We start from the raw sequence: 23,770 nt of genomic DNA on the forward strand, positions 1-23,770 counted from the left end.
AGCGGATCACGCCGGCCCGTGCATAATCGCACCCAAACACGAGGAACCACATGACCGCACAAGAGATTATCGACCGCCTGAACCTGCAACGCCATCCCGAAGGTGGTTGGTATGCCGAGACATGGCGCGCCGAAAACGAAGGTCGCCCCACCGGCACCTGCATCTACTTCCTGTTGCAGAAAGGCGAAAGCAGCCATTGGCACCGTGTCGATGCGACCGAGATCTGGCTGTACCATGCCGGCGCGCCGCTTGTCCTGTCGCTCAGCGCAACCGACCAAGGCCCCGCCACCGAACATGTGCTGACACACGACCTTTCCGCTGGCGCACCACAATTGATCGTCCCGGAAGGCCATTGGCAAGCCGCCCGCAGCACGGGTGATTACACGCTGGTCAGTTGCACAGTCTCGCCCGGCTTCCAATTTGAAGGATTTGAATTGGCCGCCCCGGGCTTTGATATCCCAAAGGCGTAAGGCGACGGAGTAACGAGTGAGTATGAAGCAGGTCCTGCTGACTGTCTTGTTCTTGTGTCAAAGCGCAGCATTCGCCAGCGCAGAGCCCGCTTGCGCCGAGGCCCGTCTTGCATCCGATCTGACTGCGCCAGAACTGAACGTGGAAGAAACGGCTGAAGATGCTGACCCGATCGTGACAGCCGAACCTGCGGTGCTGGTTTCCAGGCGTCCTGCCCTGCGACCCTGCAAGTTTCGGAAATTCGAAGTGGGCCGTGAACGAATGCAGGAACGGGGCGCCGTGTGCGGCGACTGGACCATTCTGGGTGAAACTCGCAAGCCCGTCGCCGGAAAGGCCCGCGGATGCGGGATCACGAACCCGGTTCGGGTTTACAAAATATCAGATATCGCTCTCAGCCAGTTCTCATTGATGGACTGCCAGACAGCGGTCACGCTGAAAACGTGGATCGAAAACACGGCCAAGCCAGCCTTTGCCGAAATGGGCGGCGGGCTGAAGGGGATGCGGATCGTTGGCCACTATGCCTGCAAGACCCAGAACAACCAGCCGCGTTCACGCATCTCGGAACACGCGCGCGGAAAGGCGATCGACATATCGACCTTCGTTCTACAGGACGGAACACAGATCACGGTCCGGGACGGATGGAACAACGCGCAAGGCGCTGTTTTGAGAGAGTTGCACGAAGGCGCCTGCGGCATATTCGGAACCGTGCTTGGCCCGGACGCCGACCGCTATCACGTCGGGCATTTCCATTTTGACACGGCCCGCCGCAAGGGCGCTCCGGTGTGTCGATGAACCTTCGGGTTGCGCCTCTATTTGTCGCTTCGGCTTTTGATCAACAAATTGATCAGCGGTACCAGCAGCGTCGCTGCCGATCCTAAAGGGTTCGATCCAATGCTCTTGACCGCCTGCACGACCTCTTTGGCCTCTGCCGTCATCTCCTCCAATTCGTCTTCAATATCCGCTATGGCCATATCGCGCACCTCGACGGCCGGTGCGACTTCGTCGTCGATATTTCGGCGTCTTGCAATCAGCACAATAAGCCCGGCGAAAACGATGTTTCCAAAGGCCAACAGCGCCGCCGCCGATGCTGGTGACATCGCGCTCTGAAGCGCCAAGAAAAAAGAGACATTCAAAAGCACCACCGCCGACAATGCCGCGATGCCCGCGATGCCCATCAGTATGGTCTGTTGCTGAACCACCCCAAGACGGCGGCGTGCAATCAAACGTTCGGTCCGATAGATCGTAACCAGGTTCTTGCTCAGTCTGCTCATAATCCGCCTCCTAGCCCTGCGCGCGCCCGACGACGTACCCCAGCGAAAACGCAATCAGCAACGCCGTGATCGGATAGTCTTTCTGAAGCCGACCGAACTCCTCGACAACGTCATGTCCCAAGGACTGAACCTGGCTCAGGTCGATCCCGTGGTCTTCCAGCAGCTGCCGGATTTCATCCGACGATTTGGCGCCCTCAGGCGGATCATCGGAACCCGATTCCTTTTCGGCCTGCGCCTCCAACGTCGCATTCCGCTTCCGCAACTTCTCCAACTCGGCCTCAAGCTCTGCCTTGGTCGCCATACTGCCATGCCCCTGATCCATCGGTCCGGGCAATCGTCGCACAAAGAGTTGTTTTTTTGAACTGTTTTCCGGATCGGGTTATCCGACCGGGTCCATCGACACCGTACTGACGACCCCGCCACCGACAAGCGCCTTTACGCCGGTAGTTCCGGGACAAGAGGTCGGCAGCCCCCGCGCGACACGCACCGCCAGATAGGCAAACGCCTGCGCCTCAAGCATGTCGCCGTCCAGCCCCACCGCCTCAACCGGTTCGACCGGGCAATCCAGCGACACGCGCAACATCTCCATCAGCACCGGGTTGCGTCTGCCGCCCCCGGTGACCAACACACAAGACGGAGGTTTCGGACAATGCTCCATCCCCTGCACCACAGCTGCGGCGCACATACCGGTCAGGGTCGCCACCGCGTCAGCGTCATCCAGTTCCTTGACCAAACCGATCATTTCCGAAAAATCGTTCCGGTCCAAAGATTTCGGCGGCATGCGAGAAAAATACGGCTCGGCCAGAAACAGCTCCAGCGCGCCCATTTCCACCGTTCCATCGCGCGCAAGCGCCCCGTCGCGGTCCATCGGAAGCCCCAGCCGGGCCTGCATCAGATCATCGACCGGCGCATTGGCCGGGCCTGTATCAAAGGCCAGCAACGCACCGGGCGCTTCGGGGCCCTCGAACGCCGGGTCCACATAGGTCAGGTTGCCGACCCCGCCCAGGTTCAGGAAACACAGCGGCCGGTCCGCGCCGAACCATTTGGCACAGGCGAAATGAAAGAATGGCGCAAGCGGAGCCCCCTCGCCCCCCATCGCCACATCGTCGCTGCGGAAATCCCAGACCACCGGGCGCCCGAGGGCCTGCGCCAGCCCCAGCCCATCACCGACCTGCAATGTCCCGCGCCCGCGCGGCTCATGCGCCAGCGTCTGTCCGTGAAAGCCGATCAGATCCACATCCTCGAACTCGGACAGTGCTTCGGCATGGGCGATTGTCACCATCTCTGCCGCCGCATCGACCTGGGGTCCATGCCACTGGCCCAGCGCGGCGCGCAACACATCGCGTTCCGCATCCGAATACGCGCGGTATCCGCTTTGCCCAAACCCGTAAATCAAATGCCCGTCGGTTTCCACCACCGCGGCATCAACCCCGTCCATCGAAGTGCCGGACATTGCGCCCAAAGCCCGGAGCTTTCCGTGTTTCGCGATGGTCTGGCCCAAGCCTGCCTCCTGAATTGGCTGTGTCATTCGCCGCCTCCGGGTCCGGGATTTCACCTTTGGGTTGCAGCCCGGTCAACGTGCCTTCTGTTGGGGCGCAAAGGCAAGCGTTCCGGACCGGCCCGGCAATTTTTTTCTCAGCGCGCGTGTCTGGATCGACACCCTCGACCACACCCCGCGCCCGAGGTGAAAAGGTGGCTTTTCCTCCCACGCGCTGCCGCCTATACAGTGCCCCGCAACATTAACCCAAAGGGCACGATATGACCTACCACCCCAAATCGGATTTCATCGCCACGATGATCGAGCGCGGCTTTCTCGCCGACTGCACCGATTATCAGGGCCTTGACGACGCGCTGATCAGTGGGGTGCAAACAGCGTATATCGGCTATGACGCCACGGCGCAGTCGCTGCATGTGGGTCATTTGATGAACATCATGGTACTGCGCTGGCTGCAAAAGACCGGCCACAAACCGATCACGCTGATGGGCGGTGGTACCACCAAGGTGGGTGATCCTTCGTTCCGATCGGATGAACGCCCCCTGCTGGGCCCTGAACAGATCGACGCCAATATTGCGGGCATGAAGCAGGTCTTCGCCAAGTACCTGTCCTATGATGACAGCGAAACCGGCGCGCTGATGCTGAACAATGCCGAATGGCTGGACAGCCTGAACTACCTCGATTTCCTGCGCGATATCGGGCGGCATTTCTCGGTCAACCGGATGCTGTCATTTGAATCCGTGAAATCTCGGCTGGATCGGGAACAATCGCTGAGCTTCCTCGAATTCAACTACATGATCCTGCAAGCCTATGACTTCCTCGAGCTGAACCGCCGCTATGGCTGCGTTCTGCAGATGGGTGGTTCAGACCAGTGGGGCAATATCGTCAACGGGATCGACCTGACCCGCCGCGTGCTGGATCACGAGATCTATGGCCTGACCACCCCCCTGCTGACCACCAGCGATGGCCGCAAGATGGGCAAGTCGCAAGGCGGCGCGGTCTGGCTGAACGGCGACATGCTGAGCGCCTACGAGTTCTGGCAGTTCTGGCGCAACACCACAGACGCAGATGTTGGCCGGTTCCTGAAAATCTTCACGGAACTGCCGGTCGAAGAGTGCGACCGTCTTGCAGCGCTTGAGGGTTCAGAGATCAACGAGGCTAAGAAAATTCTAGCTGATGAGGTCACCACTCTTCTTCACGGCGTTGATGCAGCAAAAGCTGCCCGAGCTACTGCGGAAGGCATTTTTGGTTCGATGGCAATTCGGGAGGGCGGGCAAGACTCATTCTCAGCTTCTGGTAATGTAAGCGCACTACCCACCCTCACGGTCACTAAAGATGAGCTTGGCGACGGAATTTCTATTGTTCAACTCATCGTCAAATCCGGCCTCGCCAAATCCGGCAAAGAGGCCAAGCGTCTGATCGCCGAGAACGGTGCCAAGCTGGACGACGCGCCGCTGACCGATGCCGGGCTGATGATCGACGCAAACGCCCTGTCTTCGCCGATCAAGCTGAGCGCAGGCAAAAAGCGCCACGCGCTGGTTCAACTGGGCTGACCCGGCAAGGCTGAAAGACACGAAATCGAAACGGCCACCCAAACGGGTGGCCGCTTTTCATTCGGTAAGCCGTGCTTATCTGCGTTCTTTTCCGCCGCCACGACCGGGCCGGTCGCCACTTTCGTCATTATTGGCGTTATGACCGCGGCCCGGGCTGCTGCCTTCACCGCCATTGCCATGGCCGTTGTTGCCCTTGCCACCACCTTTACCCTTGCCGCCTTTACCTTCGCCTTTGCCTTCACCGCCGCCGCCGGATTCACCTCCGCTGCCGGATTCACCACCGCCACCGGACTCACCACCGCCGGACTCACCACCACCGCCAGTTTCACCGCCGCCAGTTTCACCGCCGCCACCGGTTTCACCTCCACCGCCAGTTTCACTACCGCCACCGGTTTCGCTACCGCCACCGCCGGATTCGCTTCCTCCACCGCCGGACTGGCCACCTCCATTGTTATCGCTTTCTTCAGACGCGCCGCTGGGGCCACTTTCACCGCCTCCGACAGCTCCACCAGCATCGGCGAATCCAGACCCACCGGGTTCAGATCCGCGGCTTTCACCCCGGTTTTCTGCCGAACCAGACAGGTTTGCCGTCGGCAAGTCCGTCAGCAACGCGGCCAGCCCCGGGCATTGCGCTCCGGTTACAGTCAAAGTTGTTTCAAAGTCGGCACGCTTTTGAAGCCTGTCCAGAAAACTCGGGGTTACCTGCACACAATCGCACAACCCGGCATAGTCCCCCGCGTTGGCAAGAGTCCGAGCCGTTTTCCAGTTGCAGGTTTCCGGTGCGGCAGCGGCATCGCCAACCATCACCATTCCAAAAACGGGCACAGCGACAACTGCACCCAGTATGTGTTTCGTACTTATTACCATAACAGATCCTCCTGACGGAAAAACACACAAAGGCGCCGAGTTCTTCGCTCACGAACAGGCGCGTTTTCGTGAAGTCGGCATTAAGTATTGTTGAGGATCGGCCGAAAAATCGGGGCCAAGGACCCTACCCGCCAACCAAGTTCCTGCCTTCTCAAATATGTGGACTCTGGCCCCAAAATGCAGTTATTGAACAAGTGTTCATATCCTTGGGAGGAGTTCACCATGCACCTGTCCACCACTGCCGCCCTCATTACCGGAGGCGCATCCGGTCTTGGCGAAGCCACGGCACGCCACTTCGCCTCGGAAGGCGCGCAGGTCACCATTCTGGATCGTGATGCGGATCGTGGCGCACAGGTCGCCGCCGAGATTGGCGGGCATTTCGCGCAAACGGATGTAACCGACGAAGAGTCGGTGGCCGCAGCCGTGCGCCATGGCATGGACAAGATGGGCAAGATCACGGCCACGGTGAATTGCGCCGGTATCGCCTATGGTATCAAGACCGTCGGCAAGGATGGCCCTCACCCTCTGGATGCTTTCCAGCGTACGATCGACATCAATCTGGTTGGCACCTTCAACGTGTCCCGGCTGGCCGCTGCCGAAATGGCAAAGAATGAACCCGAACCAGACGGGGCACGCGGGGTGATCATCAACACCGCCTCGATCGCTGCGTATGACGGGCAAAAGGGTCAGGCGGCCTATGCGGCCTCGAAGGGCGGCGTCGTGGGCATGACGCTGCCGATGGCCCGCGACCTGGCCTCGACCGGCATTCGCGTCATGACCATTGCGCCGGGCGTTTTCATGACCCCGATGCTGGCGGGCCTGCCCGAAGAGGTGCAACAACAGCTTGCCGCCGACGTCCCGAACCCTGCCCGCCTTGGCGATCCGCATGAATACGGACGACTGGCCGGCTTTATCGTCGAGATGGGCTATCTGAACGGTGAGGTCATCCGCATCGACGGTGCCCTGCGTATGCGCTAAACCGGGGCTCATGACCGAGCGGCAGAAAATGGAAGCGGGTGAATGGTATTGCTGCCTTGACCCGGAACTGGATGCGCTCCGCGCCGAATCGCGCCGGGCCGTTCATGCCCATAACACATGCCCGCCGGATGCCCGTGGGGCCATCGCGCCGGAACTGGCAGCCCTGTTCGCGGGCTTTGGTCAGGATAGCTTTCTCGAGGCTCCGTTTCACTGTGCCTACGGAATAAACCTGTCGTTGGGAGACCGCGTGTTTTTCAACGCAGGCTGTGTCGTGCTCGACACCGCGCCGGTGACGATTGGGAATGACACGATGCTTGGACCTGCGGTGCAGATCTATTGCGCCGAACACGCGAAAGATCCTGCCTTGCGCGCTCAGGGCCTCGAAGTTGCCCACCCTGTCAGGGTCGGCGACAACGTCTGGATCGGCGGGGCCGCAATCATCATGCCGGGCGTTACGATCGGCAACCATGCCATCATCGGTGCGGGCAGCGTGGTGACAAAAGACGTTCCCGCCGGCGAGACCGTGGTTGGAAACCCTGCCCGGCCGATACGCGCCGGCCGATAACCCTGCTCTTCCGCCAATCCACCAGGGTCTTGTTCGCGGGGCGTAGCGCCTGTTTTTTTGATCAGGCCGCGCCGGGTCAACGTGTCCCCAAGGAGGGGCGCCCGGGCAAGGTGGATTTCGACTGCGCCGAACTCGAAAGAGACATCGCCTACGCCGAAGAAGAATGCACCCAAAACGACCCGCATATGGTTGCGACATATCCTGGTGTCGTTGCCTTCCATGCAATTTGGAACAGCCGCGAACCGTGGCAGACGCATTTGAACGCGCTTCATCTCGCCACTTGCATGAAAACGATCGACGGGGTCGCAGCCTAATCAAGCTGAACGAAATGGCGCGGATCGGCTGGCCCGGTCCCCGGCAAAACCGAAGCAGCAGGCGAAACTCGGCTTTCAGCAACTTTTAAACGCCGCCTGATAAGGCGCGCGCAGTTGGCGTCTACTCAGCCTGTGCCTTCTCTTCCAGTGTCAGCCATTCCTCTTCGGCCGCCGACAACTTGTCTTGCCGTTCGACAAGCGCCTCGGACGCTTTCTGGAACTTGACCGGCTCGCGGGTAAACAGCTCGGGGTCGGACATCAATTCTTCGAGCTTTGCAATCTCGGCCTCCAGCCGTTCAATCTCGGCCGGCAGCTTTTCCAGACGGTGCTTCTGGGAAAAGGATAATCCCGATCTGGCTTTTGCTTCCTGCTTCACCTTCGGCTTGGAAAGCTTTGTCTTGATGTCTTTTTTCTCGGAAACTTCGCCCCGCTGCGCAATATAGTCGGACCAGCCGCCGGCATAGACGGTCGCCCGCCCGTTGCCTTCCATCGCGATGGTCGTCGTTGCAACGCGGTCCAGAAAATCCCGGTCGTGGCTGACCAGCAGAACCGTTCCATCGTAGTCGTCCAGCAGTTCCTGCAATAGATCCAGCGTTTCGACATCCAGATCGTTGGTCGGTTCGTCCAGCACCAGAAGATTGGAAGATTTCGCCATCAACTTGGCCAGCAGCAACCGAGCCTTTTCCCCACCCGACAAGGATTTGACAGCCGCCCTTGCCTGCCGCTCGTCAAACAGGAATTCCTTGAGATAGCCCACGACATGTTTGGGCTGCCCGCCAACCATCACCTGATCGGCCTTGCCGGAAACCCGCATATCCGGGTCGCCGGTCAGGCTGTCCCACAAGCTCATCTCGGGGTCCAGTTGCGCGCGGGTCTGATCGAACACCGCGACCTCAAGATTGGTGCCCAGCGACACCGAACCTTCGTCCGGCTCCACCTGCCCCAGAAGCATCTTCAGCAAGGTCGTCTTGCCGACCCCGTTCGGCCCGACAAAGGCCACACGATCACCGCGCTGCACCAGAAGATCAAAATTCCGAACGATCTGCTTGTCGCCGAACCCTTTGGCCAGCCCTTTGGCCTCGATCACCTTGCGGCCCGATTTTGGCCCGGCCTCCAGCGTCATCGCAGCGGAACCCTGACGCTTGATCTGTGCCGCCTTTTCGGCCCGCAGCGCCTGTAGGGCCCGCACCCGGCCCTGATTGCGTTTGCGTCGGGCGCTAATGCCCTCAACCGCCCATTTGGCCTCGGACTTGATCAGACGGTTCAGCTTGTGACGCTGCTGGTCTTCTTCTTCCCAGATCTTGTCCCGCCAAGCTTCGAACGCGTCAAAACCTTGCTCCTGCCGTCGGACAGCACCCCGATCAATCCAAAGTGTCGCCCGCGTCAGTGCCCGTAAAAAGGCCCGGTCGTGCGAGATCAGCACAAACGCCGCTCGTGTCGACCCAAGCTCGCGCTCCAGCCACGCGATGGCTTCGATATCCAGATGATTGGTCGGTTCGTCCAGCAGCATCAGGTCCGGTGCCTCGGCCATCAGCTTGGCCAATGCCGCCCGCCGCCGCTCACCACCCGAAGCAGTCTCAACGGCGCGCGCAGGATCGAATTTCAGCCCCGCACCCGCCCGTTCAACCTTGTAGAGCTCCCCCGGCTCCAACCCGCTCGACGCATAGTCGCCCAGGGTGGCAAAGCCCTCCATCGTCGGGTCCTGCTCCATATAGCCCACGGATTTTCCGGGCGGCACGACAATTTCACCGCGGTCAGCCTCGACCAGGCCGGCCATCACTTTCATCAGCGTGGATTTGCCCGATCCGTTGCGCCCAACCAGCGCCACGCGGTCTCCGGGCTGTACCACCAGATCCAGTTCGGAAAACACCGGTTCGCCCCCGAAAGTCAGGGATATGCCGGACATCTGCAACAAAGGAATTCTCGCCATGCCCGCCAGCTAAACCGGCGGCCACACTGCGTCAACGCCCTGTTTTCACCTTTTCGGAAATACTCACCTTAAACGGCCAATGCCCGAAACAGGCGTCTTCGGGCCGGCGGGATCGCCCCGATTTCAAGCCCGGTAAACACATGCAACGTGTTCATGTGACGATCCACAACCGCGTGATCACTCACCCACCCCCCCATCATCAGATAGGTTCGCAACAGGGGCGGCATGCGCGACATGGCCTTTTTCGCATCCGGCCGGCGCCGCAGACGTGCGGCAAAGCGGAACACGTCCGGAGCCTTGACCCGCGGCAACCACCGTTTCGGGGCCAGGTGGCGATGTTTGAGCATCGCAAAGGCATCAAGGTATCGCCCGGTTTCGGTCCCGGCAAAGGACGAACATCCAAACAGCATCTGAACATTGTGTTGATCGACATAGGACGTCATTGCACCCCAGGCGACACGCAGAATGTCAGGATCGTTCAGGCCCGGATGAACGCAAAACCTGCCCATCTCGACCATGCGGCCACTGAACCCTGCCAACGAGCTCAGGTCGTAGAACTGTGCTGAATAGCTGCGTCCGATTTCACCGCCATGTTCCATTGTCAGCATCCGAAAGCAGCAGACCAACTGCCCGGCGGATCGCATATTTTCAACCAGGACATGGCTGCATTGCGCGTCAAAAGCGTCAATGTCCGGTTGCCGGGTGCCGAATGCCAATGTCCGCAGGCTTTGTGCGGCCCTGATATCCTCGGCCGATTCCGCCATACGGGCGCGATAGCGCCCCTTGCTTAACATAACTGCCGCCGCCACGGTCGCGTCCTCCATGGGTGCCGACCCACGAGTGTCGGCACGACACCGTTAACACAAGACATGTGACCGCCTTGTGACCAACGCAAGGTTCCGCCGCGATCAGTTGGCGCCAGGAATATTGGCCGGGTTGAAGTTGCCGATATTGCCCAACAGCTGACGCAGGAAGCCTTTGTCCTGAACGTTGGAATCGGTCACACGGCGTTCCAGCGGAATCACGATGCCGTCTTCCAAGCCAAAACGCTCGATGTTTCTGACCACTCCACGCTGATCAAAGCTGATGGCGACCAGTTCGCGCGCCACCACTTCGGGCCGTTTCGGGCCGTAATGGCGGACCCGCGAGCGGACATAGTAATAGCCCGTATCCCGCACGACCCCGGACGCACCCGGTGCGCCGATGGCTTCTTCCACGCTGTCACGCGTATCGACGCCCACTTTGATTTCGGCCAGTTCCTCGGCCGGAGGCACATAGCCGTGATTCTTGTAGATCGGCGTACAGGCCCCGGCCGCAGCCAGACAGGCAACAAACACAAGCGATTTCGTCGCTGGTTTCAACCGGTTCACTACCTTCAACATGCACACCCTCTTGCCTTGGCCTCTTGCGGCTTCTATCCGATTACAGAAACCGCTGCCACGGTTCAACACATAGAAAGGCTCACGAATGGGCAACGTTACATCATTTCGGGTGGCTGACCTGCCCCAGAACGCCCCGACACCCTTTGAACTGCGCCCCGCAAGCGCCGAATTGGATGAGATCAGGCAGGATCTGGGGCTGCTAGGGCTGCGCAAACTCAGCTTTTCCGGCGAGCTTCGCGCACAGGGCAAGCGCGACTGGGTTCTCAACGGCAAACTCGGTGCAACCGTGATCCAACCCTGTGTCGTGACGCTCGAGCCGGTCACGACCCGGATCGACATTTCCGTGCATCGCACCTTTCTGGCCGATTGGACCGACCCCGATGAACCCGAGTTCGAAATTCCGCAGGATGACGAATCCGAGCCCTTGGGCCCGGAAATCGACCCCGCATTAGTGATGGTCGAGGCGCTGTCGCTGGCCCTGCCACAATACCCGCGCAAGGAGGGTGCGGAACTGGGTCAGGCAGACTATACCGAACCCGGAAAACCGGCGATGACCGACGAAGACGCCAAACCTTTCGCCGGATTGGCAGGATTGCGCGATACGCTCAAAAAAGACGAGTGACAGAACGCAGATTTCCTGTCATAGCAGGCGGTCAGAAAAATCGCTTGAACATACCGAGAATCGCAGTATTTTCGCGCGCTCATCGGATTTAGGGTTGGACATTGCGGGGCCCGTCGCCTAAACGCGCGTCAAACCACGATAAACGAACTACGAAACCCGGGTCGGCAGCGAATCTGCGACCCCCAGTCAGACAAAGGTTGAGACCATGGCCGTCCAACAGAACAAAGTTTCCAAGTCGCGTCGCAACAACCGCCGCGCACACGACGCTCTGGTTGCTGCAAACCCGAACGAATGCCCGAACTGCGGCGAGCTGAAGCGCCCACACCACGTTTGTGCATCCTGCGGCCACTATGATGATCGCGAAGTCGTCGCTCAGGCCGATGAAATCGATCTGGACGAAGACGCAGCCTAAGCCTGATCGAGCGCAGACCAAGGCATGACTGAACAGCCCACGCACGCCGGACGGATAACCATCTCGGTCGACGCTATGGGTGGGGACGCAGGTCCCTCTGTCGTTGTTGCCGGTCTTGCGAAATCGGCCGACAAGAACCCGAACATCAGGTTCTTGCTGCACGGGCCCGAACAGGTATTGCGCAAGCTTGTCGCCAAACGGCGTGTCCTTGAGGGGCGCGTCGTTTTTCGTGATTGCTCGGGCGTGGTCACGATGGAGGACAAACCCAGTCAGGTCGTGCGCAACGGCAAAGAGACCTCGATGTGGTCCACGCTGGAAGCGGTACGCCAGGGCGAAGCACATGGCGCGGTGTCCTGCGGCAATACCGGTGCGCTGATGGCCCTGTCGATGATGCGCCTGCGCAAACTACCGGGCGTGAACCGACCGGCCATCGCGATACTGTGGCCCTCGCGCAACCCTCAGGGGTTCAACGTGATGCTGGATGTCGGCGCAGATGTGCGCGCCGACGCCAAGGACTTGCTGCAATACGCCCTGATGGGCGCCTCTTACGCGCGCAACGGTTTGGCCCTGAACCGCCCTCGGATCGGGCTGCTGAATGTCGGCACTGAAGAACACAAGGGACGCGCCGAACTGAAAGAGGCGCACTCGATGATCGCGGGCTTCGCGGAACAGGCGAATTTCGATTTCGTGGGTTTCGTCGAAGGCAGCGACATCCCCGGTGACAAGGCGGATGTCATTGTAACCGATGGCTTTACCGGCAACGTCGCGATCAAGACCGGCGAAGGTACGGCAAGCCTGATCGGCGACCTGCTGCGGCAAGCGTTCAAATACTCCCCGCTATCCCGATTGGCCTCGATTCTGGCTATCACGTCGCTGAACCGTTTGAAGAAACGGATCGACCCGCGACGCGTGAATGGTGGTGTGTTTCTGGGGCTGAACGGCACCGTGGTGAAATCCCACGGCGGCGCTGACGCGACAGGCGTGTCAGCTGCAATCAAACTGGCCTTCACTTTGGCGCAGTCCGGCTTTTCCGAAAAATTGGCTGCGCGGGTTGCATCCACTGCCCAGCTTGCACAAGATGCCGCGCAATCAGCGCCGCAAACAGATAAATAACAAAAAAGGCAGTACCGGAAAATGGCAGGCCGTTCAGTTGTAGTAGGTGTCGGGCATTATTTGCCTGAGCGCGTTGTCCCCAATTCCGAGTTTGAAAAAACCCTGGACACAACCGACGAATGGATAAAGACCCGCTCGGGGATCGAACGCCGCCATTTTGCAGCCGAGGACGAGACGACATCCGATCTGGCCACCAATGCCGCCCAAGCTGCGCTGGCCGACGCAGGCCTGACGGCGGATGATATTGACGCAATCGTACTGGCGACGTCAACGGCGGATCTGACCTTTCCTTCGGCCGCCACCATGGTTCAGGCACGGCTGGGCATGACCAAGGGTTTTGCCTTTGACGTGCAGGCTGTTTGCGCCGGATTCGTTTTTGCACTGTCCAACGCAAATGCGTTGATTGTTTCAGGTCAGGCCAAACGCGTGCTGGTGATCGGGGCCGAGACTTTCTCACGGATCATGGATTGGACCGATCGGTCCACCTGTGTTCTTTTCGGCGATGGCGCCGGTGCAGTGGTGCTGGAGGCCCAAGAGGGCAAAGGCACCGCCGAGGACCGCGGTATTCTGGCAACCGACCTGAATTCGGACGGGCGCTACAAGGATCTTCTCTATGTCGATGGCGGCGTTTCGACACAATCCACCGGACATCTGCGTATGCAGGGCAATCAGGTTTTCCGCCATGCCGTTGAAAAGCTTACAAAAACAGCGGAAACAGCGTTGGAACGAGCGGGGCTGGGCAATTCCGACGTGGATTGGATCGTGCCGCATCAGGCCAATATCCGCATCATTCAGGGCACCGCCAAAAAAATGAACCTGCCGATGGAAAACGTGGTTGTGACCGTTCAGGATCACGGAAACACCTCGGCCGCATCCATCCCATTGGCCCTGTCCGTGGGCAAGCAGCGCGGACAGATCAAGCCGGGTGATCTGATCGTGACCGAAGCCATTGGCGGCGGTCTGGCCTGGGGCGCAGTGGTTCTGCGCTGGTAACCGGCGCAAACCGGCTTACACAGCCGCCCGCAATTCATTGATATTGACAGCGAATTTGCCATACCCATATGCTTCAATAGCAACAGGGGAATTAGCATGGGCGACAAAACACTGACTCGAATGGACCTGAGCGAAGCCGTCTTTCGTGAGGTAGGTCTGTCACGGAACGAAAGTGCGCAGCTGGTTGAAAGCGTTCTGAACCACATGTCCGACGCCTTGGTGCGTGGTGAACAGGTGAAGATCTCGTCTTTCGGCACATTCAGTGTTCGCGACAAGACCGCCCGTGTCGGTCGCAACCCCAAAACCGGCGAAGAAGTCCCGATTCAGCCGCGCCGTGTGCTGACTTTCCGCCCGTCGCATCTGATGAAAGATCGCGTCGCAGCCGGGAACCGCAAGTAAGTTCAGGACGTCCAGGTTATGAGTAAGTCCCCCGATGCCTTTCGCACCATAAGCGAAGTTGCGGACTGGCTCGGTGTTCAGGCTCATGTTCTGCGTTTCTGGGAAAGCCGGTTCACGCAGGTAAAGCCCGTCAAACGCGCAGGTGGGCGCAGATATTATCGCCCAAATGATATGCGTCTTTTGGGCGGGATCAAAAAACTGCTCCACGAAGACGGAATCACGATCAAAGGTGTCCAGCGTATCCTGCGCGAACAAGGCGTCGCACATGTCGCGGCGCTGTCCCCTTCCCTGGACGATCCCGGCCCAGCCCCGATTGCGCCTGCCCAGGACACCGTGGTGCCGTTCGAACCAAAGCCCGCCGCCGCCACGGAACAGATTCGCATGGATCTGCGCGACCCGATCCAGCCAACCGGTAAGGACGATGCGCAGACAAACGCACGCGCCTCTGACGCGTCACAGCCGGAGCCAGAGCCCGAACTGGATGCCGCGCCCTTGATGGGTGGAATCGCGTCGCTTGCGTGGAAACAGACAGATTTTGATGACGACCTGCTGCGGCGCATCGCACCGATTGCAAAAGATCTGCGCCGCTGGCTGGACCGGGTTGAAACACAGGCGACGGGTTAGGACAAAAGGCATTGATTTCCTCTTGCCCCTGCCGGGAAAATCTTTATGAACACCCCAACGTCGGGCTATGGCGCAGCCTGGTAGCGCGTCCGTCTGGGGGACGGAAGGTCGCAGGTTCGAGTCCTGCTAGCCCGACCAAATTACACCGACGTTTATGGCATACAGGCCAGATCCCGCTCTGGCACCAGGGGGGATCGAGATGACAGGTGTTTGCCCAAACCAACAGCTAGAGGCGATGATCGCGCGCGGTGAGATCACCGCCGACCCAGAGGTTCTGCCTGCCCAGATTCAACCTGCCAGCCTTGATTTACGACTGGGAACAGTGGCTTACCGTGTACGCGCCTCGTTTCTTGCGGGCGAAGGCCGGACTGTCACGGATCGCTTGACCGAGTTTGAGATGCACCGCATCGATATCTCGGATGGCGCGGTTCTGGAAAAGGGCTGCGTCTATCTGGTGCCCCTGATGGAATCGCTTGCCCTGCCCGACAGCATGAGCGCCGTGGCCAACGCCAAAAGCTCGACCGGGCGGCTGGACCTTCTGACGCGGACGATCACTGATGGCGGCACCGAGTTCGACCGCGTGCCCGCAGGTTACACAGGCCCACTTTATGCCGAAATCTGCCCGCGCTCGTTCTCGGTTCTGGTTCGTCCCGGGATGCGTCTGAATCAGATTCGTTTCCGCCAGGGTCAGGCCGTATTGTCCGACGCGGAACTGAGGTCCTTGCATGCCGAATCTCCGCTTGTGGACGGACCTGCCGTCATTCAGGACGGTCTGGGCTTTTCGGTCGACCTGCAACTGCCCGAGACCGATCTGGTGGGCTATCGCGCCAAACCTCATACCGGGGTGATCGATCTGGATCGAATCGGTGAATACGATCCGCAAGACTATTGGGAAGAGGTGCGCACCAAAGATGGTTGCATCATCCTGGACCCCGGCGCGTTCTATATCCTTGTCAGCCGCGAGGCGGTGCACATACCACCGATGTTCGCGGCTGAAATGGCGCCCTATCTGGCGATGGTTGGTGAGTTCAGAGTGCACTATGCAGGGTTCTTCGATCCCGGTTTTGGCCATGCCGCTGCCGGGGGGGCCGGTTCCCGTGGCGTGCTTGAGGTGCGCTGCCACGAAGCGCCATTCGTGCTGGAACACGGACAGGTCGTCGGGCGTCTGGTCTATGAGAAAATGGCTGAAATGCCGACGCAGCTTTATGGTGCGGGCATTGCCTCGAACTATCAGGGTCAGGGCCTGAAACTGTCAAAGCACTTCAAAGCCGCAAGCTGACCCCTAGAACTTCATGAACCGGCGCATTTGACGGGTCACGCGCTGTGCGTGCCTGAGGTTCTGCGCATGTCGCGGTGCACTGGTTTTTCCGGGCCCATTCGATGTGCCGGATCCGCCGCCCTTTCGGCTGGCCAGATCGATACCCTTGTTCACACCTTTGTTGACCAGACGGCGCATGACCTGGCGCACAATCATGTCGATGATCCGGTTTGCATTCATCGCTCAACTCCGCGTCCGCACGCTCAAAGATAGACGCTTTATGCGGCAACAAAAGGGCTGTTCGATCAATCTTCTTCGAACAACTCGCTCTGGTCTTCATCAACTTCGTCCTCGCGCCCTTCGCCCAAAGGGATCGCACCCGGAGGGGGCCGATTCTCCAACAATCCCGCGGCGCGCAGTTCTTTCAGGCCTGGCAGGTCGCGCGCGTTCTCCAGGCCAAAATGATCCAGAAACTCAGGCGTCACCACAAACGTCACCGGACGGCCCGGCGTCATGCGGCGGCGGCCCAGCTTGATCCACTCCATCTCAAGCAACTGATCGATGGTCCCGCGCGAGACCGACACGCCCCGGATTTCCTCGATCTCGGCCCGTGTGCAGGGTTGGTGATAGGCCACGATGGCCAGAGTTTCGATCGCAGCGCGGCTGAGTTTGCGCGTCTCGACCGTTTCCTTCTGCATCAGAAAGCCCAGATCAGGGGCCGTGCGGATGGCCCAGGCGTCCCCTACACGCACAACGCGCACGCCACGCCCCTCATACCGTTTCTGAAGCAATTCAACCGCTTGCGCCGCGTCGCTGCCATGGGGCATCCGCGCCTCAAGATCCGCAATCGTCACCGGCTCGGCGCTGGCGAACAGAACGGCTTCGACCATACGCTCCTGCTCTGCCAGCGGAGGCGCCTCGAACAGCGTACCGGTCTCTTCAGGGGCATCAGTCACGTGTTTCGGTCCTCTTGCGCAATTGGATCGGAGCGAATGTCTCGCTCTGCTTGATTTCCATATGTCCTTCTTTCACCAGTTCCAACGAGGCCGCAAAGGTCGCCGCCGTTGCCGACCTGCGCCGTACCGGGTCGGAATCCCAGCCGTCGGGCAGGTAAGTTTCCATGTCGGTCCATGTCCCGGCAAACCCGATCAGCGGGCGCATCCGTTCCAGTGCCTGTTCCATGGTGAATACCGAATCGCGGTCCATCACAAACGGGCGGAATTCATCACGGGTGCGGATGCGGGCATAGCCCTGCATCAGATCCAGCAGCGTGGCGGAATAGGTGACGGTGCGGATCCGGGTGATATCTTCGCCCTGCCCGCGTTTGAAGAAATCCCGTCCCAGCTGATCGCGCGCCATCAACCGCGCAGCCGCATCGCGCATCGCCTGCAAACGTTCCAACTGAAACGCCAGATGTGCGGCCAGTTCCTCACCCGATGGTCCTTCGTCATCCGGATCTGGCGGCAACAGCAGGCGGGATTTCAAAAAGGCCAGCCAGGCCGCCATCACCAGATAGTCGGCGGCCAGTTCGATCCGCAGCGCCCGCGCCTTTTCGACAAAGGCAAGGTATTGCTGCGCCAGCGCCAGAACCGAGATTTTCCGAAGGTCGACCTTCTGCGTGCGCGACAGGGTCAGAAGAACGTCCAGCGGGCCTTCGAACCCATCGACATCAACAATCAGCGCTTCGGCCGCAAGACGATCTGCGACCGAGACAGGGTCTTCGCTGAAAAGATTATCGTTCATATACCTGCCCGCCCATTAGGGCAGATAGTTCCGCCTCGACGGCAGGGATGTCAAGTTCCTGCGGAGCTTTGCGCATCGCCAGCGCCCGTTCTGCGCGGGCCTGTGCCACATCGGACATTTCCCCGGCAGCTTCCAGCACCTCGGCGCGCTCGGCAAAGCTTCCGTTGCAGTGTAGAACGACGTCACAGCCCGCGCTTATGGCTTGCCGCGACACCTCAGCGGGCGTTCCGCTGAGCGCCTTCATCCCGATGTCATCGGTCATGATCAGCCCGCCGAAGCCAATCCTGTCGCGGATCACATCCATCATGGTTGCCGAGATTGTGGCAGGTTGCGGGTCAATCCGGTCATAGACCAAATGCGCAGTCATCCCCATCGGCAGGTCGTTCAAGGCCCGGAACGGCACGAAATCGCTGCGCTCAAGCTCATCCAGGGGCAGATCCACATGCGGCAAGTCATGGTGGCTGTCCAACGTGGCGCGTCCATGGCCCGGAATGTGTTTGAGCACCGGCAACACACCGCCATCCAGATGACCCTGCGCCACGGCTTTGCCAATTCTGGAAACGCGTTCAGGATCAGCGTCATAACAGCGGTTCTTCAGAAACTTGTGCGTCTCGGGACGCGCGACATCCACCATGGGCGCACAGTTGCTGTCGATGCCCAGACCAAACAATTCATCGGCAATCAGGCGGTACCTCAGATACATGGCGCGCTCGGCCTGCTCGGCGGCATTGGCCACGTGATCCAACGGAGGCAGCCATTCGCGGGCCAGCGGCGCCCGCAGGCGCTGCACGCGGCCACCTTCCTGATCGATGGTGATCGGGCAATTGCGCCCGACAGCCTCGCGGAAATCATCACACAAGGCGCGCACCTGATCCGCGTGGTCGATGTTACGGGCGAACAGAATGAACCCGAACGGGTTCATCTGCCGAAACAAGTCTTTTTCCTCTTGCGTCAGGCTCAGGCCCTCTGCATCGGTGATCGCGGCACCGTACTTCACCTGACTGCCACCGGGATACAATCAGCCCCTTGCGCAACAAGCGCGGCACAAAACTGGCGCGAGTCGCTCAGGTCTTCAAAGCCCAGCACGCGCAGGCGGTAAAAGGTGCGCCCACCGCTTGAGGTCTTCTGAATAACGCGCTGTTTTCCGGCCATATATTCGCTGAACTTCCCGTTCAGGCGATCCCATTCCGTTTGGGCAACCTGAACGCTGTCATAGGCCCCAAGCTGCGCCAGACGCGTGCCTTTCGCCAGCGTATCAGGATCAACATCCAACCCAACCGCAGCCTTCACCGCAGCATTGATAGCGTCTTCGGAATTCTCACTTGGCGACACCCGGCTGCGTGAGGCGCGTGCCGGGCGGGTCAAGGGGCGCAAGGACCGGCGCACGCCCGGCAGCGCGGCAATGGCCGGGTCCGGCAAGGCGGCTGCGAAATCGGCCGGGTCAATTGCGGGTTCTTCCTCGGGGGTGGTCAGCGATGCCACCTGCACGCCATCCTCAGCGTTTTGCTGCGTTTTGGCTGCTTCACCAGCCAATTCCGCAACCAGCGCATCCACTGCGTTCTGGCGCAATCGGGCGGCTTCCTGGGTTGAAATCGGCTTTTCCACGACATGCAGCGCCGGTGTCGGCTTCAGATCAGCGGCAGGTACGTCTTCATCCGTCAACGAGACCGGCCGCGGCGCAAGGATCAGACGATCCGCCGGGGCGGCAGCACTGCCCTTGGCGGCCACGGCATTGACGGCCAAGCCCTGATGATCGGCCGGTGTTCCGCCCGGGTTTTCGGGCTGCACCCGCATCGGCCCTTCGGCCGCACGCACGACCGGCACGCCGCTGACATCCCGCATGACAAGCTTGTATCCCCAGATACCGACGCCGGCGACCAGTGCCAACGATGCGACAGCCCCCAGGAAATTGACCGCCCGCCCCAGTCCGAACGCGCCGCGCGGCGCGTCGTAATCCTGCATCTCGTCGGGATAGTCATACGCATCCTCGAAATGCGCTTGATTCGGGTAATCATTCTGCCCGGGGCTTTGGTGCCCCGAGAAATCGTAACTCGCCATGTCCGCCTCACTGCCCGCTTCGCGCCCGAAAATAAGGCGCGCGGGTCATTTCTTGCCTACCTCGTACCGGCGGTTCGGGCGATATTTGTTACCGCATCTCCTGCGCCGGGGTGACGCCAAGAATACCCAAGCCCGCTGAAATCACAACAGAAACGGCCCGGGCCATCGCAATTTTCGACTGGCTTGTGGCAACATCGCCATCCTGAATGAAACGCAACTGGGTTTCATCATTGCCCTTGTTCCACAGAGCGTGAAAATCCCCTGCAAGTTCATACAGATAGAAGGCGACGCGGTGCGGTTCGTTGGTCCGCGCAGCGATCTCGACCAGGCGTGGCCATTCCGCCAGCTTCTTGGCAACCGTCAGTTCGGCGGGGTGGTCCAGCGACGCCAGATCGGCCCCTCGCAAGGTGTCGTCGGTGGCGTCGATCCCCGCCTCGGCGGCACGGCGCAGCACGCTCATCACCCGGGCATGGGCGTATTGAACGTAGAACACGGGGTTCTCGCGGCTCTGTTCCAATACCTTGTCGAAATCGAAATCCAGCGGCGCGTCGTTCTTGCGGGTCAGCATCACGAAACGGGTCACGTCGGGACCAACCTGATCGACCACATCCCGCAGGGTGACAAAGTTCCCGGCCCGTTTCGACATCTTGAACGGTTCGCCATTTTTCCACAGTTTCACCAACTGCGTCAGCTTGATATCCAGCGGCACATTGCCATCGGACAAGGCCGACACGGCCGCCTTCATCCGCTTGACATAGCCGCCATGATCCGCCCCGAACACGTCGATCAACGCGTCAAAGCCACGGCTCACCTTGTCATAGTGATAGGCGATATCGGGGGCGAAATAGGTCCAGCTGCCATCCGACTTCTTGACCGGGCGGTCGACGTCATCACCATGTTCGGTGGATTTGAACAAGGTCTGTTCGCGCGGCTCCCAATCTTCGGGCTTTTTGCCCTTGGGCGGCTCCAGCACGCCTTCATAGATCAGGCCCTTTTCGGTCAGCGATTGCAGCGCGGCCTCGATCCGGCCCGTGCCATAGAGCGATTTCTCCGAGAAGAACACATCCATCTCGACGCCCAGCGCCTTCAGGTCGGCGCGGATCAGGTCCATCATCGCGTCGGTCGAAAACTCGCGCAGCTCTTCCAGCCATTCGCTTTCCGGCTTGTCGATCAGGCTGTCGCCATATTTCTCTTTCAGCGCCTCGCCGATCGGGATCAGATAGTCGCCGGGATACAGCCCTTCGGCAATCTCGGGGCTGAGGCCATTGGCCTCGCGATAACGTTCGTAGGCCGACCGCGCCAGCACATCCACCTGCGCGCCGCCGTCGTTGATATAGTATTCACGGGTCACGTCATGGCCCGAATAGGCCAGCAGGCTTGCCAACGCATCCCCGAACACCGCGCCGCGTGTGTGCCCGACATGCAGCGGACCGGTCGGGTTGGCCGAGACATATTCGACATTGACCTTCTGACCCTGCCCCATGGCCGAGCGCCCGAAATCGGTGCCTTTTTCCAGAACCGCCGCCAACACACCTTGCCAAACGGACGGCGCAAGACGCAGGTTCAGGAAACCGGGCCCTGCCACTTCTGCGCTTGTGATCCGGTCATCCGCCGCCAGTTTCCCGGCCAGAACATCCGCAATGTCGCGCGGCTTCATCCTGGCTGGTTTCGCCAGCACCATCGCGGCGTTGGTTGCCATGTCCCCATGGGCCGCATCGCGCGGCGGCTCGACCGCCACGTTGTCAAAGCTCAGCCCCTCGGGCAATGCGCCTTCGGACTGCATCTGCGCCAGCGCGTCCAGTACAAGGCCGCGGATCTCGGAAAACAGGTTCATTTCGGATGTCCTTTTGCTTGTCGCGGGGTTTACCACGCAAACCGGCAAGGTCAATGGACGCCTAATGTTTAAGCTTGGTTTGGCGAAACATCTCGCTAATCTTGGGCCTGTACGCCGCTACCGAAGACCGTTGATGCACCGCGCCTTGTCCTTTGCCTTGCTTTTGTCCACCGCCTTGCCTGCGCTGGCCGACCTGCCACAGCCCAAAGGCCATGTGCTGCTGACGCTGGGCGGCACGGTCAGTGAAACAAACCTGCCTGCGCGAGGTGAGAATGACGGCGGTCTGCTGGGCTATCTGGAGGTCACGCATGACGGCGCGGCAGGGTTTGACGCAGCCATGCTGGACGGGCTGGAGCAGTTCGAGATCACAATCCCCTATGGTCCTCCGGGCAATGAGCGGGATTACAGGTTTTCGGGCCCGCTTTTGGCAGACGTCATGACACTGGCGGGGGCCGAGGGGAAAACCGCTTTTCCCATGGCGCTGGATGGGTATCAGGCTGAAATCGATTGGGACAGTATCGCAACGCACAAACCGATCGTTGCAACGCATGCTGATGGCGCACCGATGGGGATCGGAGGCTATGGCCCGACAATGATCGTGTTCCCACCGACAAAGAACGCCGATCAGTCTGCGAAACAAGCGGCTCAGCAAGTCTGGGCCATCGCTTACATAGCCGTGGAGTGATCAGCCCGTCAGCCGCGCATGGTCCTGCAAGGCAAATCGGTCGGTCATGCCCGCAATGTAATCGGAAACGATGCGGGCCAAGGCTGTGTCGTCCCTGGCAGCTTCAATGTCATCGTGCCAGCGCACAGGCATTTGCCTGGGATCGTTCATGTAGATCGGAAACAGATCTTCCACGATCTTTGCCACCTCTGCCCGCACTGACATCACCCTGGGTGCGCGATACATACGTGTGAACAGAAACGCCCGGATTTCACGCAGTTGCGCCCAAACCTCATCCGAGAACTGGATGACAGGATACCCAAGATGTCGGATTTCTTCGACGGACTGCGCGCCAGAAACGGCAATGAGATCGTTCGAAGTGTTGATGACATCCCCCACCATGACCCCGAAAACCCGCCTTAGCGCTTCGTGACGCCGGCGATAGGAATCCAGCCCTGGGTATCTGGCATCCACCTCGGCGTAACACACCCCGACAATCGGCAGGTCCTGCAAATCGTCATCCGTGAACAAGCCTGCGCGCAATCCGTCCAGAAGATCGTGATTGTTGTACGCTATGTCATCAGAAAGGGCCGCAACTTGCGCTTCCGCGCTGGCATGGGTGTGCAGTTCAAGATCGAATTCCTGATTGCACTCGGCCAATGCCCAGGGCAGATCGCCCTCAACCGGGCCATTGTGCTTGGCTATTCCTTCCAGACATTCCCAGGTCAGGTTGCACCCATCGAATTCTGCATAGTGGCGCTCCAGCTTTGTGACGATCCGAATGGCCTGCGCGTTGTGATCAAAACCACCAAAGGGTTTCATCAACGCGTGCAACGCGTCTTCGCCGGTATGTCCAAAGGGCGTGTGCCCCAGATCATGCGCCAGGGCCACGGCTTCGGTCAGCTCTGGGTTCAGGCCCAGAGCACCGGCAATGGTCCGGGCCACCTGCGCCACCTCGATGGAATGGGTCAGGCGGGTGCGGTAGCTATCGCCCTCATGCTCAACGAAAACTTGCGTCTTGTGTTTGAGGCGCCGAAAGGCACTGGCGTGAATGATCCTGTCCCGGTCGCGCTGAAAGCATGATCGGAAACTGCTTTCCTCCTCGGCTACGAGCCGTCCCCTGGTGCGGTCCGGATCCGAGGCAAAACTAGCTCTGTCCAAATGGCCCGTCCTTGTCGCCTGTCCTTGCACTTTCTATATTGTATGGCGTAACGGAAGGAAACCTTT

General features: G+C 60.0%; 28 protein-coding genes and 1 tRNA gene. 15 read left to right on the plus strand and 14 right to left on the minus strand.

Annotation, left to right across the window (positions count from 1 at the left end):
• The first annotated feature begins 50 nt into the window (after positions 1 to 50).
• Together ACR0FB_RS02580 and ACR0FB_RS02585 are read left to right on the plus strand one after the other, a co-directional pair.
• Entirely contained in the window at positions 51 to 470 is a 420-nt protein-coding gene (locus ACR0FB_RS02580) for a cupin domain-containing protein (RefSeq protein ID WP_171723122.1), read from the plus strand.
• 22 nt (positions 471 to 492) lie between these two features.
• Positions 493 to 1,260: an extensin-like domain-containing protein gene (locus tag ACR0FB_RS02585; RefSeq protein WP_480620004.1), complete on the plus strand. Its 768-nt coding sequence runs from the start codon at positions 493 to 495 to the stop codon at positions 1,258 to 1,260.
• A 17-nt stretch (positions 1,261 to 1,277) separates the two neighbouring features.
• Here the strand turns inward: ACR0FB_RS02585 and ACR0FB_RS02590 are convergent, their stop codons facing one another.
• The 3 genes from ACR0FB_RS02590 to ACR0FB_RS02600 all read right to left on the minus strand — a co-directional run bounded on the left by ACR0FB_RS02590 (position 1,278) and on the right by ACR0FB_RS02600 (position 3,267).
• Entirely contained in the window at positions 1,278 to 1,739 is a 462-nt protein-coding gene (locus ACR0FB_RS02590) for a hypothetical protein (RefSeq protein ID WP_171723120.1), read from the minus strand.
• A gap of 10 nt (positions 1,740 to 1,749) precedes the next feature.
• On the minus strand, positions 1,750 to 2,040 hold the full coding sequence (locus tag ACR0FB_RS02595; RefSeq protein WP_171631916.1) for a hypothetical protein: 291 nt from the start codon (positions 2,038 to 2,040) through the stop codon (positions 1,750 to 1,752).
• Between the two features lie 78 nt (positions 2,041 to 2,118).
• Entirely contained in the window at positions 2,119 to 3,267 is a 1,149-nt protein-coding gene (locus ACR0FB_RS02600) for an anhydro-N-acetylmuramic acid kinase (protein WP_209832863.1), read from the minus strand.
• A gap of 230 nt (positions 3,268 to 3,497) precedes the next feature.
• Between ACR0FB_RS02600 and tyrS the strand changes: the two genes are divergently transcribed.
• On the plus strand, positions 3,498 to 4,787 hold the full coding sequence (tyrS, locus tag ACR0FB_RS02605) for a tyrosine--tRNA ligase (RefSeq protein ID WP_480619583.1): 1,290 nt from the start codon (positions 3,498 to 3,500) through the stop codon (positions 4,785 to 4,787).
• 75 nt (positions 4,788 to 4,862) lie between these two features.
• Here the strand turns inward: tyrS and ACR0FB_RS02610 are convergent, their stop codons facing one another.
• Positions 4,863 to 5,654: a hypothetical protein gene (locus ACR0FB_RS02610; protein ID WP_480619585.1), complete on the minus strand. Its 792-nt coding sequence runs from the start codon at positions 5,652 to 5,654 to the stop codon at positions 4,863 to 4,865.
• A gap of 222 nt (positions 5,655 to 5,876) precedes the next feature.
• Between ACR0FB_RS02610 and ACR0FB_RS02615 the strand changes: the two genes are divergently transcribed.
• From ACR0FB_RS02615 to ACR0FB_RS02625, 3 genes are all read left to right on the plus strand, one after another.
• Complete coding sequence (locus tag ACR0FB_RS02615; protein WP_480619587.1) at positions 5,877 to 6,632, plus strand: 3-hydroxyacyl-CoA dehydrogenase; 756 nt, start codon at positions 5,877 to 5,879, stop codon at positions 6,630 to 6,632.
• 10 nt (positions 6,633 to 6,642) lie between these two features.
• The gene (locus tag ACR0FB_RS02620; protein ID WP_480619589.1) at positions 6,643 to 7,197 is read left to right on the plus strand and encodes a sugar O-acetyltransferase; all 555 of its coding nucleotides are present in this window, start codon (positions 6,643 to 6,645) and stop codon (positions 7,195 to 7,197) included.
• 110 nt (positions 7,198 to 7,307) lie between these two features.
• Positions 7,308 to 7,511 carry a hypothetical protein gene (locus ACR0FB_RS02625; protein ID WP_480619591.1) on the plus strand — a complete coding sequence of 68 codons (204 nt, stop codon included), beginning with the start codon at positions 7,308 to 7,310 and terminating at the stop codon, positions 7,509 to 7,511.
• A gap of 121 nt (positions 7,512 to 7,632) precedes the next feature.
• Here ACR0FB_RS02625 and ACR0FB_RS02630 read toward each other — a convergent pair whose 3' ends face one another.
• From ACR0FB_RS02630 to ACR0FB_RS02640, 3 genes are all read right to left on the minus strand, one after another.
• Entirely contained in the window at positions 7,633 to 9,441 is a 1,809-nt protein-coding gene (locus ACR0FB_RS02630) for an ABC-F family ATP-binding cassette domain-containing protein (RefSeq protein WP_480619593.1), read from the minus strand.
• 68 nt (positions 9,442 to 9,509) lie between these two features.
• Entirely contained in the window at positions 9,510 to 10,265 is a 756-nt protein-coding gene (locus ACR0FB_RS02635) for a GNAT family N-acetyltransferase (protein WP_480619595.1), read from the minus strand.
• Between the two features lie 84 nt (positions 10,266 to 10,349).
• Complete coding sequence (locus tag ACR0FB_RS02640) at positions 10,350 to 10,823, minus strand: outer membrane protein assembly factor BamE (protein ID WP_171631898.1); 474 nt, start codon at positions 10,821 to 10,823, stop codon at positions 10,350 to 10,352.
• 85 nt (positions 10,824 to 10,908) lie between these two features.
• Here ACR0FB_RS02640 and ACR0FB_RS02645 point away from each other — a divergent pair, with 85 nt between their 5' ends.
• From ACR0FB_RS02645 to ACR0FB_RS02680, 8 genes are all read left to right on the plus strand, one after another.
• On the plus strand, positions 10,909 to 11,445 hold the full coding sequence (locus ACR0FB_RS02645; protein ID WP_210092469.1) for a YceD family protein: 537 nt from the start codon (positions 10,909 to 10,911) through the stop codon (positions 11,443 to 11,445).
• A gap of 205 nt (positions 11,446 to 11,650) precedes the next feature.
• A complete protein-coding gene (rpmF, locus tag ACR0FB_RS02650) occupies positions 11,651 to 11,857 on the plus strand; it encodes a 50S ribosomal protein L32 (RefSeq protein WP_008756996.1) in 207 nt (68 codons plus the stop codon).
• A gap of 24 nt (positions 11,858 to 11,881) precedes the next feature.
• Entirely contained in the window at positions 11,882 to 12,970 is a 1,089-nt protein-coding gene (plsX, locus tag ACR0FB_RS02655; RefSeq protein ID WP_171631892.1) for a phosphate acyltransferase PlsX, read from the plus strand.
• Between the two features lie 21 nt (positions 12,971 to 12,991).
• Entirely contained in the window at positions 12,992 to 13,963 is a 972-nt protein-coding gene (locus ACR0FB_RS02660) for a beta-ketoacyl-ACP synthase III (RefSeq protein ID WP_171723111.1), read from the plus strand.
• A gap of 96 nt (positions 13,964 to 14,059) precedes the next feature.
• Positions 14,060 to 14,362 (plus strand): integration host factor subunit alpha, encoded by a 303-nt coding sequence (ihfA, locus tag ACR0FB_RS02665; RefSeq protein WP_152458234.1) that lies wholly within the window; start codon positions 14,060 to 14,062, stop codon positions 14,360 to 14,362.
• Positions 14,363 to 14,380: 18 nt separating this feature from the next.
• Positions 14,381 to 14,986: a MerR family transcriptional regulator gene (locus ACR0FB_RS02670; RefSeq protein WP_480619597.1), complete on the plus strand. Its 606-nt coding sequence runs from the start codon at positions 14,381 to 14,383 to the stop codon at positions 14,984 to 14,986.
• A 61-nt stretch (positions 14,987 to 15,047) separates the two neighbouring features.
• Positions 15,048 to 15,124 (plus strand) — tRNA-Pro (locus ACR0FB_RS02675).
• A gap of 61 nt (positions 15,125 to 15,185) precedes the next feature.
• A complete protein-coding gene (locus tag ACR0FB_RS02680) occupies positions 15,186 to 16,265 on the plus strand; it encodes a 2'-deoxycytidine 5'-triphosphate deaminase (protein WP_171723109.1) in 1,080 nt (359 codons plus the stop codon).
• A gap of 3 nt (positions 16,266 to 16,268) precedes the next feature.
• Here the strand turns inward: ACR0FB_RS02680 and ACR0FB_RS02685 are convergent, their stop codons facing one another.
• The 6 genes from ACR0FB_RS02685 to argS all read right to left on the minus strand — a co-directional run bounded on the left by ACR0FB_RS02685 (position 16,269) and on the right by argS (position 21,879).
• Positions 16,269 to 16,484, minus strand: a complete 216-nt coding sequence (locus ACR0FB_RS02685) for a hypothetical protein (protein WP_171723108.1) — start codon at positions 16,482 to 16,484, stop codon at positions 16,269 to 16,271.
• A 65-nt stretch (positions 16,485 to 16,549) separates the two neighbouring features.
• Positions 16,550 to 17,200, minus strand: a complete 651-nt coding sequence (scpB, locus tag ACR0FB_RS02690) for an SMC-Scp complex subunit ScpB (protein WP_171631878.1) — start codon at positions 17,198 to 17,200, stop codon at positions 16,550 to 16,552.
• Positions 17,193 to 17,987, minus strand: coding sequence for a segregation and condensation protein A (locus tag ACR0FB_RS02695; protein ID WP_171204907.1), 795 nt, complete (start codon positions 17,985 to 17,987; stop codon positions 17,193 to 17,195). The genes scpB and ACR0FB_RS02695 overlap by 8 nt, the downstream gene beginning before the upstream one ends.
• Positions 17,977 to 18,984 carry a beta-N-acetylhexosaminidase gene (gene nagZ, locus ACR0FB_RS02700; RefSeq protein WP_480619599.1) on the minus strand — a complete coding sequence of 336 codons (1,008 nt, stop codon included), beginning with the start codon at positions 18,982 to 18,984 and terminating at the stop codon, positions 17,977 to 17,979. The genes ACR0FB_RS02695 and nagZ overlap by 11 nt, the downstream gene beginning before the upstream one ends.
• Complete coding sequence (locus ACR0FB_RS02705; RefSeq protein WP_210092471.1) at positions 18,981 to 20,045, minus strand: SPOR domain-containing protein; 1,065 nt, start codon at positions 20,043 to 20,045, stop codon at positions 18,981 to 18,983. Before ACR0FB_RS02705 ends, nagZ begins: the two co-directional genes overlap by 4 nt.
• Positions 20,046 to 20,133: 88 nt before the next feature.
• Positions 20,134 to 21,879 carry an arginine--tRNA ligase gene (argS, locus tag ACR0FB_RS02710; protein ID WP_480619601.1) on the minus strand — a complete coding sequence of 582 codons (1,746 nt, stop codon included), beginning with the start codon at positions 21,877 to 21,879 and terminating at the stop codon, positions 20,134 to 20,136.
• 133 nt (positions 21,880 to 22,012) lie between these two features.
• On the opposite strand from argS, the gene ACR0FB_RS02715 reads away from it, so the two are divergent.
• The gene (locus ACR0FB_RS02715; protein ID WP_480619603.1) at positions 22,013 to 22,564 is read left to right on the plus strand and encodes a putative pterin-binding protein; all 552 of its coding nucleotides are present in this window, start codon (positions 22,013 to 22,015) and stop codon (positions 22,562 to 22,564) included.
• Here the strand turns inward: ACR0FB_RS02715 and ACR0FB_RS02720 are convergent, their stop codons facing one another.
• Positions 22,565 to 23,704, minus strand: coding sequence for a deoxyguanosinetriphosphate triphosphohydrolase (locus ACR0FB_RS02720; RefSeq protein WP_171631863.1), 1,140 nt, complete (start codon positions 23,702 to 23,704; stop codon positions 22,565 to 22,567).
• Positions 23,705 to 23,770 lie beyond the last annotated feature (66 nt).

Source organism: Ruegeria sp. P10 (assembly GCF_056534925.1).